The organism is Microbacterium sp. Bi128 (genome assembly GCF_918698205.1).
In genome coordinates, this window is sequence record NZ_CAKKMM010000108.1 from 1 (window position 1) to 11,355 (window position 11,355).

The following is an 11,355-nucleotide window of genomic DNA, read 5'->3' on the forward strand; positions in this document are numbered from 1 at the left end:
TCCCAGATCTTGTCCAGCTTCATCATGATCCAGGCAGTGAGCGGGCCAAGGATCATGGCGCCGATGAACATGGGGATGTCGGTACCGACGATGACGCCCATGGTGGCCACCGCGCCCACCACGCCGCCGCGCACGCCGTAGACCATCCGGCCGCCGGTGTAGCCGATCAGCAGCGGGAGCATGTACGTGATCATGGGCCCGACAAGCTTGCCGAGCTCCGCATTGGGGAAGAAGCCGGCCGGGATGAAGAGCGCCGTGATGAAGCCCCAGGCGATGAAGGCGCCGATGTTGGGCATGATCATTCCGGACAGGAACGTCCCGAATTTCTGGACGTGTACGCGCATGCTGGTGCGTGGTTTCGCAACTGTCTCTGTTGCCATGTGAGTTCCTAACCGTCGTTCCCGCTGCATTGCAGGATGGTCCGATAATTTCGCCGAGCTAGCTGGTGGAGCTGTTGGAGATCCGGTGGAGCCATTCGAGGAAGAGCTTGAGTTCCGAGCTGGAGAGCTGGTCCGAGTGGGACGCCTGGAGTGCTGCATTCAATGCGATGGCCGCCACAACCACTGAGGACTTTCCGCTGTCCACAGAACCGTTGTCCCGGGCCTGCTCGGTGGAAACCGCAAAGATCATGGCGTCGCGGGTCATGGCGGAGAGCTCGAGGTTCCGCTCCGGCACCTTTTCCGCGATCAGCATGAGGGTCATGCCCACATTGGCCGCCAGGATGGACCTGGCCGCCTCCTTGGGCGGGACGTTGAGCTGGCCGGAGACAGCCGCCTTGTTCAGCATTTCCTCCATGAGGGCCTCGGCATCGGCGACGATGGCCGGGCGGCTCTCAGGGCGGATATTGCCGAACATGACGAGGTACAGTTCCGGCTGTTTCAGCCCGAACTGGACATGGTTGTCCCACATCCTCCGGATGTCCTCCAGAGGTTGGCCAGAGGGCGCGAAGTCACGTTCGCCCGCGACATATTCGTCGAAACCTGCTGCGACGACGGCGTCGAACAGCCCTTCCTTGTCACCAAAGTGGTGGTAGAGGGTCGGTGCCGTGACACCGGCCAGCTGCGTGATCTGGCGGGTCGAGACTGCGGATCCGCCGGAGTTGGCCAGCAGCTCGGCGGCCGCACGCAGCAGCCGGGCCTTGGGTGGTAGCTGGCCATCGATACTCATAACCGCTACCCTAGCACCTATAGCAACGCTATATGAACTGCATCACATACAATTTTTCCAGGTGCCGTGACCCGCCCGCTGCCGCAGCCGTCAGCCGCAGGCGCAGATGATCAGCAGGGTCGCTGCGGCACTTGGTTTACCGGCTTAGTGGCCACTGGCCTACGACAGAAAATGAGGACCTTCAGTGCAGAACTTCCCAGGAGTAGGCGTTAGCCCCGGCCGCATCATCGGTACCGTCCGGCAGATGCCCAAACCGATCAGCGAACCGCCTGCCGGAGAGCAGCTTCCCGCCGGCGTCACGGCGGAGGACGCGACGGCGGCGCTGAAGGCCGCGGCGAAATCCGTCCACGACGAACTGAAGGCCCGGTCCGAGACCGTCTCGGGCGACGGCAAGGCCGTCCTCGAGGCCACGGCCCTCATGGCCACCGACACCATGCTGCTCAAATCCGCCGCCAAACTGATCGGCCGCGGCACCTCCGGGCAGCGGGCAATCTGGGAAGCCGGCGCCTCGGTCTCGGAGATGCTGCACAACCTGGGCGGCTACATGGCCGAGCGCGCCACGGACGTCCTGGATGTCCGCTCCCGGATCGTGGCGGAACTGCGCGGGGTCCCCGCGCCGGGCATTCCCGTGTCCCCCACCCCGTTCATCCTCATCGCCGAGGACCTGGCCCCGGCCGATACCGCCACCTTGGATCCGGAAAAGGTCCTGGCGCTGGTCACCGCCGGTGGCGGCCCGCAGTCCCACACCGCGATCATCGCCCGCTCGCTGGGTCTGCCGGCCGTGGTCGCCGCCGTCGGGGTCGACGAGCTCGCCGACGGCACCGAGGTGTACGTGGACGGTGCGGCCGGCCTCATCACCGCGAACCCGGACGAGTCCCAGCGCGCGGCCGCAGCCCACTGGGCCGCCACCGCCTCGCTGCTTGCCGCCTTCGACGGGACCGGCACGACGGCGGACGGCCACCTCGTGCCGCTCCTGGCCAACGTCGGCGGCGCCAAGGACGCCGTGGCCGCGGCCGGCCTGAACGCCCAGGGCGTGGGACTGTTCCGGACCGAGTTCTGCTTCCTGGAGCGGGACACCGAACCGACCGTGGAGGAGCAGGCCGCCGCCTACCAGGGCGTCTTCGACGCCTTCCCGGGCAAGAAAGTGGTGCTCCGCACGCTGGATGCCGGAGCGGACAAACCGCTGCCGTTCCTGACCGACGCCACCGAGCCCAACCCGGCCCTGGGCGTCCGCGGCTACCGCACCGACTTCACCACGCCCGGGGTCCTGGAGCGCCAGCTGCAGGCCATTGCCCTGGCGGAGAAGGCATCCGAGGCGGACGTCTGGGTGATGGCCCCGATGATTTCCACCGCTGAGGAGGCGGCCCGCTTTGCCTCGCTGTGCGCCGCGGCAGGGATCAAGACGCCCGGCGTCATGGTGGAGGTCCCGTCGGCGGCGCTGACGGCCGAGGCCATCCTCCGCGAGGTCGGCTTCGCCAGCCTGGGCACCAATGACCTCACCCAGTACGCCATGGCGGCCGACCGCCAGCTCGGCCCGCTGGCCGCCCTGAACACCCCCTGGCAGCCGGCCGTACTGCGGCTGGTGGGCCTGACCGTGGAAGGTTCCGCGGCCGAGGGCCACAACAAGCCGGTGGGCGTGTGCGGCGAGGCCGCGGCGGACCCTGCCCTCGCCGTCGTCCTCACGGGGCTGGGCGTCACCACGCTGTCCATGACGGCGCGTTCCATCGCGGCCGTCGCCGCCGTGCTGAAGACCGTCACCCTGGCTGAAGCCCGGGAGCTTGCCAAGCTGGCCTTGTCCGCGCCGAGCGCTACCGAGGCCCGGGCCTGGGTGCGGGCAAAACTGCCGGTTCTGGAGGACCTTGGGCTGTAGCTGCTGCCGCTAGGATGCACTCATGGCACTGATAGCCCCCCGGGTGACGGCCGGCCTCCCGGCCGAGGATGCGCAGAACCTCAGGTACGCCCTCGACGGCAGCCACGACATCACGGTGTTCGTGGACGGCACCGTCCACCGGCTGCCGCCCGCGGCGCGGGACGCCGTCGTCGATCTGCTGGACCGCTTCAGCCGCGGCGAGGCCGTGACGGTCAGCAGCGTCGAGGAAATGCTGACGACGTCCCGGGCCGCGGAGCTTGCGGGGATCTCGCACACGTATCTGCGGAACATGACCGACCGCGGCGAGATCCCGGTGGAATACCGCGGAACGCACCGCCGGATCCGGTTGGCCGACATCATGGCGTGGCTCGAAACGCAGAAGAAGAACGGTGCGGGCGCCGGGACGCCGGCCGGCCAGGATGACGAGGCTGCCAGTGCTTCATGAAGCAGTGATAAGGATCAAGCAACGATCCCGGTCCGGCGCGGAAGCACTGATATCCCGCGGGTTAAGCTTGGAATGTGGGTAAATTCAGAGGGTGGCACATCGTGGCAGGGATCGCCGCCATGCTGCTCGCTGGCATCTTCGGAACCGCCATGGGCCTGAACAACACCGCCACGTATCTGGCAAGCGGCGTCGCTTTCGTAGCGGTGTCGCTCTGGGTGGACAGCCGGATTTCCCGCCGCCGCAGTGCCGCCGGCATCGCCCGCCCCGGCCAGGACCTTGGCCAGGACGCTGGCCACGACGCGAAGCCGGCCCTCGACGCCGACCCCTCCAAGCGCGAGGGCTAAGCGCGCCGCTAGATTCTGGGCCGGCCAGCCCAGCGCCGCGCCTTGAGCCCGGCATGCAGTTCCAGCCGCACCATTCCCTTCAACGGGTCCACGCCCAGCAGCTGGCGGATCCGGCCGAGCCGGTTGTAGATGCTGCTCCGGTGCAGGTGCAGTTTGGCCGCGACTTCCTGGACCGAGCCGTCGTTGTCGTAGAACAGCTCCAGCACGGGCAGCAGCTCGTGGTTGCGGTCATGGTCCTCGAGGAGGCGGAAATACACGGAACCCGCGTCTGCCCAGGCTCCCGCGCCGCCGCCGGCCGAGGCCAGGAGCTGGTAGACGCCGGTGGCCCGGCAGTCGACGAGCTCGCCCAACTGGGGATCCACCGCCGCGGCCTGGGCCGCCTGCCGTGACTGCCGGTAGGCCTCGGCCAGTTCCCGAGGCTTGGCGAATCCCTCGGACGTGCCCAGGATGATCCGCCGGACCGTGCGCCCGGAGCGTTTGGCGAGTTCGAGTTGGTAGTGGACCAGCACCTGGGCGTGGTCGGCGCGTCCCGTGGATTCCTTGAAGAGCACCACCGCGTGGGTCTCCGTGCCGGCGCTGAACAGTGCGGCGTCCACCCCGATGGTCGCCTGCAGCGCCGCGGAGCGGTGAATGAGCGTGTCGGCGATGGGATCCGAGCCACCGGCCCAGCCATCCGCGTCCAGGACGGTCACCAGCTGCCAGGGTCCCTTGCCCTGGACCTCTTTCCAGCCCGCGACGGCCGCCGCCGCGTTGGCCTCGCCGGCGCACGCGGCCAGGAACTCCTGTTCGCGCCGGCGCCGGAACTCGGACTCGGCCGTATTGGAATCCAGCAGCAGGGTGGACAGTTGTTCCAGCTCCGGGGCCACGTCCGGCAGCTGGGCGAGGACGGTCGCGGCGCTGGGTTCATCGGCGTCGAGCTGGACCCACAGGTACCCCACCCGGAAGCCCCGCACCAGCAGCGGCACGCACACGCGCCCGAGCATGCCGAGGTCCGCGTTGGCCGGCACGACGACCGGCCGGACCGCCGTCGCGATCCCGTGGGAGAGCTGCCACGCGATGACGTCCACGGGGACACGCTTACTGAGCAGGAAGTTCACCCGGACGCGGTCCGCATGGGATTGGTTGGAACTGTAGGCGAGGAGCAGACCGTCGAGGTCCTCGAGGGAGAGGCCGCGGCCCAGCCGCTGCGCCACCTGCTCCACGAGCTGCTCCACGTCCTGCTGCTGCATCCTGCCAGACTACTGCCCCCGCCCGCCGCACTGCGAATGCAGCCGGGACGGACACCAGCCGACACCTGACGCCCGCTCCATCGACAAATGTCTATCCCCGGTTTTGAAAAACCCCGGAATGACGCGTCGGGCGCCCAACGCCCGGCGGCGGCACCTGTCGCGTGCCTCACAGCGGGATTTATTCTGGAAGTACGAATCCCCCGCTCATCCAGGCCCACGAGGCCACCACCTACTGGAGCTAACAAATGATCATCGGCGTACCCAAAGAGATCAAGAACAACGAGTTCCGCGTCGCCATCACGGCGGCCGGCGTCCATGAATTCCGGACCCACGGCCACGAGGTCCTCGTCGAGCGCGGCGCGGGCCTGGGCTCCGGCATCACGGATGAGGAATACGCGATCGCCGGTGCCGAGATCGTCGCCGAAGCCGACGACGTCTGGGGCCGCGCCGACATGGTGCTGAAGGTCAAGGAACCGGTCAAGGCCGAATACCACCGCTTCCGCAAGGGCCTGATCCTCTTCACCTACCTGCACCTGGCCGCCGAACCGGAACTGACCCAGGCCCTGATCAACTCCGGCGTCACCGCCATCGCCTACGAGACCGTCCAGGAGGGCAGGTCCCTGCCGCTGCTGGCCCCGATGTCCGAGGTTGCCGGCCGGCTGTCCGTGCAGGTCGGCGCCACGTCCCTGATGGCGCCGGCTGGCGGCAAGGGCGTGCTGCTCGGCGGCGTCCCGGGCGTCCGTCCGGCCAAGGTCGTTGTCCTCGGCGCAGGTGTTGCCGGCACCAACGCTGCCGCCATGGCCCTGGGCCTGGGTGCCGACGTCACCATCCTGGACATCAACATCAACCGCCTGCGCGAGCTGGACGCCCAGTACCAGGGCCGCCTGAAGACTGTCGCGTCCAACAAGTACGAGATCGAGAAGTCCGTGGTCGACGCCGACCTCGTGATCGGTTCGGTCCTGATCCCCGGCGCCAAGGCACCGAAGCTCGTCACCAACGAGCTCGTGTCCCGGATGAAGCCCGGCTCCGTGCTGGTGGACATCGCCGTGGACCAGGGCGGCTGCTTCGAGGACACGCACCCCACCACGCATCAGGAACCGACGTACAAGGTCCACAACACGATCTTCTACTGCGTCGCCAACATGCCCGGCGCCGTCCCGAACACCTCCACGTACGCGCTGACCAACGTCACCCTGCGCTACGCCGTCTCGCTGGCGAACCTGGGTGTCAAGGCTGCGTTTGAGCGCGACGCCGCCCTTGCCGCCGGCCTGAACATCGCCGGCGGCAAGGTTGCGCACCGCTCGGTCTCCGAGGCGCACAACCTGCCCCTCGTCGCCGACTGGCACGAGCTGGTCTCCGCGTAGCCAGCACATCTCCGCGTAGCCAGCACTTCATCGGCTGCTCCTCCCCACCGGCCCCCTCGCCTCCCAAGCTCGGCCAGGGAACCCTGCCGGTGTGGGCCCAAACCGCCCTTTTTTGGACACTCAGAAGGGCAGTTAGGAGCAGCCGATGGCTGTTTAAGCCCGCACCGCGCCGAGAACCTAGGCCAGGGACCGGGCCTGCTCGATCAGCTGCAGCACCTGCAGCGGGCCCGCGGGGTCGACGGGGACGGGCAGCGACGAGCTTGCGCCGCCGTCGGCGATCTTGGCGGCCAGGATCCGGTAAAACTCGGGGTAGGCGCCGCGCTCGGTGGGCAGCCGGTCCAGGTGCCCGTCGCGCCCCAGCAGCCCGGCCCAGTCCGGATCTTCCACGCCGTAGTCGGCATCCAGCGGGCTTCCACCGGCCAGGATGTACGGCTCCTGCGGGTCCACGCCGTGCTTGGTGAAACCGCCCTCGCTGCCCAGGATGCGGTAGCGCGGGCCCTGCTGGGCGCACAGCATGTTCATCCACAGGTGGCTGGTCACCCCGGAGCTGTGCCGCAGGACCAGGAAAACGTCGTCGTCCGCCTTGGCTCCGGGCCGCCGGGCCGCCAGTTCCGCGTGAATGAGCGTGGCCGGCCCAAAAAGCTGCACGGCCTGATCCAGCAGGTGGGTGCCGAGGTCAAACAGCACCCCGCCGCCGTCGTCCGCCGTTGCGACCGCCTTCCATGCTTTGGGGACGTCGGGCGACCATCGCTCGAAGCGGGACTCAAAGCGGCTCACGGTGCCGAAGGCTCCGGTGTCCATGAGGGCTTTAACGGTGAGGAAGTCGCCGTCCCAGCGCCGGTTCTGGAACACCGTGAGCACCCGGCCCAGCCGCCCGGCCAGGTCGATGAGCTCCTGCCCCTCGGCGCTGCTGACAGCGAAGGGCTTGTCGACGACGACGTCGAGGCCGGCTTCCAGCGCCGCTTTCGCGAGTGGGTAGTGGGTGGCGGGCGGCGTGCCGAGCACCAGCAGGTCCAGTTCGCCGGCGAGCTCCAGGATATCGGCCGGGGTGTCGACGATCCTGGCCGCCGGATAGCTGTGTGCGGCGGCAGATCTCCTGGCGGCGTCGGAGGTGGCAATGGCATCGAGCGAATAGGCCGGGTTTGCGGCGATGAACGGGGCGTGGAAGACGCTGCCCGAAAGGCCGAAACCGGCGACGGCGGTGCGGATGGGCCGGGTTGAATCGTTGCTCATGGTGCCAAGGCTACCGGCTGGGCATGCACCGGGGCGCCTGTCCGGCAGGGCTTAATCGAACGAGGCCGGCGCCGCCCGGAAGCTTCCAGGGGCACCGGCCTCGGCCGTGCTGCTTGTTAGTGCGTGGTGCTTGCCGGGACTAGCTCTTCTGCCAGCCGACGACGCTCCAGTCCGGGGTCTGGAACAGGGCCGCACCGTAGTTGGCCAGGCCCGTGCGGGCGAAGTAGATCTGCGGGCCGTTCATGATCACGCCCATGGAGAAGTACTTCTCCATGTGCTTCTTCTCGACGTCCATGGCGGCCTTGTTGCGCTGGGCGTCATCCTGGATGGAGGCAAGGTCCTTGATGGCCTTGTCCAGTTCGGCGTCGCCGAGTTCGTTCTCGTTGGTCTTGGAATCGTAGAACTGCTTCACGCCGGAGGTGGCGTCGGCGCCTACCGTGTAGCCGCTGATGGTGAGCTGGAAGTCGCGGCTGCCAACCACCTTGCCGAAGTCGGCGTCACCGCGCTGGTCGATGCCAACGTCCATGCCGGCCGCCTGAAGCTGCTTCTGCAGCGTCTGAACGGTGGCGAGGCCGGTGGGGTCGTCACCGAAGTTGGTGATCTTGAACGACGCCGGGACGCCGTCCTTTTCCATGATGCCCTTGGCGTTGGCCTTGTAGCCGGCCTCGGTCAGGACCTTCTTGGCCGCGTCGGCGCCGGTTTCCTTGACCGGGTAGTTGTCCTGGTAGTACTTCGAGAACGGCATCAGCATCATGGAGCCCGAGCTGTTCTCTTCCCAGTTCAGTCCGCCAAAGCGGACGGCGCGGATGGCGGGGCGGTCCACGGCGGTGAAGATTGCCTTGCGGACTGCGACGTCGGTGAGCGGGGCCTTGAGGGCGTTGAGGTTCAGGCCGCCGGCGAAGAGGCGCTGGCCGCGGCGGACCTCGGAGTTCTTGGAGCCTTCAAGCTGCTTGTACTTCGTCAGCGTGCGGCCGTCGGCCATGTCGATTTCGCCGTTCTTGAAGGCGGCGATTTCGGCGCTGGCCTCCAGCTGGCGAAAGATCACCTTGTCCAGGACCGGCTTCTCGCCCCACCACTTGTCATTCGGCACGAGGGAGACAGTCTTCGCGGCGGAGTCAAACTTGTCGACCTTGAACGGGCCCGCCATCCACTCGGGGTGCAGTTCGCCCGTGAAGCCGGTGTTGAAGATTTCGGGAGTGTTCACGGTCTGCGGGATGAAGCCGCCGAACATGTCACTGAGCGGGTACACCGGCTGTGTGGTGGTGACAACGACTTCCTTGTCGCTGCTTCCCGCCTTGACGGAGTCGATGAACTCGTAGGCCCCGGAGCTGACGATGTCGATGTCCTTGTTCTGGCCATTGAGCATCTTCCACGTGTTCTCGAACGTGGCGGCGTTGATCGGGGTGCCGTCGTTGTAGGCGGCCTTCGGGTTGATCTTGATGGTGATGGTCTGCTTGCCGTCTTTGACCTCGCTCTTGAAGTCTTCGCAGAAGTTCTTGTTGAGGTTGGCGGTGCCGTCGAAGTCCAGCTTCCAGCAGCCCACGTAGCCGGCCTCGTCGATCGGGTAGTGCAGTTCGGTGTTGTCCGCCGAGTTGCCCGCGTTGGAGAAGCCGTTGAAGTCCGGTCCGATGTTGCCCAGCGGCAGCGTCACGGTACCGCCCTGCTGCAGGTCGGCGGCCTTCTTGGCGTTGACGCTGACCAGCTTGCTCAGGTCGCCGGAGGCATCCTGTGCCTTGGCGCTCTGGGCGGTGGTTGAGGCGCCACCGCTGCCGCAAGCGGTCAGCGCGAGGGCAGCCACGACGGCGGTGAGGCCGCCGATCCTGGTCCGATTTTTCATGTGATCCCCTTCATTTTTTTCATGCGAGTGTGATGCGTGGGTTCTCGGGTGGTGTGCTGGTCCGGTGATTCAGTGGTTTTCGTGGACAACCAGCATGTCCGCGTCCAGTTCGCCGTCCGGGTAGAAGCAGGCGAACTGCTGGTCGGTGGCGGACGCTTCGAGGGCCGGCTCCAGGGTCAGGCACTTCTCCTGCCTGGCCGGCGGCAGGGCCGCGAACACGGGACAGCGGGTGGCGAAGTTGCAGCCTGCCGGCGCTTCCAGCGGCGAGGGCAGGTCGCCCTGGAGGATGATCCGCTCGCGGGTGCGCTCCAGCTCCGGATCCGGTACCGGGATCGCGGAGAGCAGGGCACGGGTATAGGGGTGGCGGGGGTTGTCGAAGACGGCGTCGACGTCGCCGATCTCCACGATCTTGCCCAGGTACATGACGGCAACGCGGTTGGAGATGTGCCGGACCACGGAGAGGTCATGGGCCACCATGAGGTAGCTGAGGCCGAGTTCGGCACGGAGCTTGTCCAGGAGGTTGATGACGCCGGCCTGCACCGATACGTCGAGGGCGGAGACGGGCTCGTCCAGGACCACCAGCCGGGGGTTCACCGCGAGGGCGCGGGCAATGCCGATGCGCTGGCGCTGGCCGCCGGAGAACTGGTTGGGGAACCGGTTGACGTGGTCCGCCTGCAGGCCCACCAGCTCCATAAGCTCCATGATCCGCTTCCGGATGGCAGCCTTGGGCATGCCCAGGTTTTCCATCGGCTCGGCCAGGACCTCGTAGACGGTGAAGCGCGGATCCAGTGCCCCGGTGGGATCCTGGAACACCATCTGCAGTTCCTTGCGCATGGCGCTCTTGGCCCGGGCGTCCGCGGCCTGCTTGTTGCTCAGCCCGCCGATCACCACCTCGCCGTCCTGGTCCTTGTGGAACTCCATGATTTCCAGCAGGGTGGTGGTCTTTCCGCAGCCCGACTCCCCCACGATCGAGAAGCACTCGCCCTCACGGATATCGAAGCTCAGCCCGTCCACGGCCTTCACCGTGCCGATCCTGCGCTTGATCAGGGCGCCCTTCATCAGCGGAAAGTGCTTCCTGACGTCGCGGAGTTCCAGGACAGTCTTGCGTTCGTGCCGGGGAAGGCTGTCAAAGCGGGATACCGGCACGGCCGGGACGGCGAAAACAGTGTGGACATCGACGTCGGCGAGGGCCTCGCTCTTGATGCACGCGGCGCTGTGCCCGGTGCCGGGCGCCACCGCCCGAAGGTCAGGTTCGCCGTCGAGGCAGGCCTCGCTGGCCAGCGGGCACCGCGGCGCGAACGAACAGCCGGTGGGCGGCTGGGTGAGGTTCGGGGGGATGCCGTCGATCGGCACCAGCGACGATTTTTCCGCGACGTCCACGCGCGGGACCGCACCGAGCAGGCCCATCGTGTAGGGCATCCGCGGGCTGTAGTAGATGTCATCGACGCTGCCGGTCTCCACCGGCCTGCCCGCGTACATCACCATGATGTCGTCCGCCATGCCGGCGACCACGCCGAGGTCGTGCGTGATCATGACGACCGCGGCGCCGGTCTCCTCCTGGGCGGCGTGGAGCACCTCGAGGACCTGCGCCTGGATGGTGACGTCCAGCGCCGTCGTCGGCTCATCGGCGATCAGAACCCGCGGGTTGTTGGCGATCGCGATGGCGATCATGACGCGCTGGCGCATGCCGCCGGAGAACTCGTGCGGGAAGGCCTTGAGCCGGTCCTTCGGGCTGGGGATGCCGACCAACCCCAGGAGTTCGACGGCGCGTGCCTCCTTGGCCTGCTTGCTCATGGTCGGGTTGTGGACGGTCAGGGCCTCGATGATATGGGTGCCGACGGTGTAGACCGGGGTCAGGGAGGACAG

9 protein-coding genes and 1 pseudogene are annotated in these 11,355 nt (G+C 67.3%); 4 read left to right on the forward strand and 6 right to left on the reverse strand.

Features of this window, described 5'->3' with window-relative positions; genetic code table 11:
• Both LQV45_RS10220 and LQV45_RS10225 read right to left on the reverse strand, forming a co-directional pair.
• A pseudogene (locus LQV45_RS10220) lies at positions 1-380 on the reverse strand (PTS mannose transporter subunit IIA); the annotation flags it as partial.
• A 58-nt stretch (positions 381-438) separates the two neighbouring features.
• A complete protein-coding gene (locus LQV45_RS10225; RefSeq protein ID WP_028277575.1) occupies positions 439-1,167 on the reverse strand; it encodes a TetR/AcrR family transcriptional regulator in 729 nt (242 codons plus the stop codon).
• Positions 1,168-1,351: 184 nt separating this feature from the next.
• Between LQV45_RS10225 and ptsP the strand changes: the two genes are divergently transcribed.
• The 3 genes from ptsP to LQV45_RS10240 all read left to right on the forward strand — a co-directional run bounded on the left by ptsP (position 1,352) and on the right by LQV45_RS10240 (position 3,826).
• On the forward strand, positions 1,352-3,037 hold the full coding sequence (ptsP, locus tag LQV45_RS10230; RefSeq protein WP_230006916.1) for a phosphoenolpyruvate--protein phosphotransferase: 1,686 nt from the start codon (positions 1,352-1,354) through the stop codon (positions 3,035-3,037).
• Between the two features lie 22 nt (positions 3,038-3,059).
• Positions 3,060-3,482, forward strand: a complete 423-nt coding sequence (locus tag LQV45_RS10235) for a helix-turn-helix domain-containing protein (protein ID WP_230006917.1) — start codon at positions 3,060-3,062, stop codon at positions 3,480-3,482.
• 74 nt (positions 3,483-3,556) lie between these two features.
• On the forward strand, positions 3,557-3,826 hold the full coding sequence (locus tag LQV45_RS10240; RefSeq protein WP_230006918.1) for a hypothetical protein: 270 nt from the start codon (positions 3,557-3,559) through the stop codon (positions 3,824-3,826).
• 8 nt (positions 3,827-3,834) lie between these two features.
• Here LQV45_RS10240 and LQV45_RS10245 read toward each other — a convergent pair whose 3' ends face one another.
• Positions 3,835-5,055, reverse strand: coding sequence for a CdaR family transcriptional regulator (locus LQV45_RS10245; RefSeq protein WP_230006919.1), 1,221 nt, complete (start codon positions 5,053-5,055; stop codon positions 3,835-3,837).
• A gap of 245 nt (positions 5,056-5,300) precedes the next feature.
• Between LQV45_RS10245 and ald the strand changes: the two genes are divergently transcribed.
• The gene (gene ald / locus LQV45_RS10250) at positions 5,301-6,419 is read left to right on the forward strand and encodes an alanine dehydrogenase (protein ID WP_079555133.1); all 1,119 of its coding nucleotides are present in this window, start codon (positions 5,301-5,303) and stop codon (positions 6,417-6,419) included.
• A 177-nt stretch (positions 6,420-6,596) separates the two neighbouring features.
• Here ald and LQV45_RS10255 read toward each other — a convergent pair whose 3' ends face one another.
• The 3 genes from LQV45_RS10255 to LQV45_RS10265 form a co-directional block, all read right to left on the reverse strand.
• On the reverse strand, positions 6,597-7,652 hold the full coding sequence (locus LQV45_RS10255; RefSeq protein WP_230006920.1) for a Gfo/Idh/MocA family oxidoreductase: 1,056 nt from the start codon (positions 7,650-7,652) through the stop codon (positions 6,597-6,599).
• 139 nt (positions 7,653-7,791) lie between these two features.
• On the reverse strand, positions 7,792-9,489 hold the full coding sequence (locus LQV45_RS10260) for an ABC transporter family substrate-binding protein (RefSeq protein ID WP_230006921.1): 1,698 nt from the start codon (positions 9,487-9,489) through the stop codon (positions 7,792-7,794).
• Between the two features lie 69 nt (positions 9,490-9,558).
• A partial coding sequence (locus LQV45_RS10265) for a dipeptide ABC transporter ATP-binding protein (RefSeq protein ID WP_230006922.1) occupies positions 9,559-11,355 on the reverse strand: 1,797 nt, incomplete at its 5' end.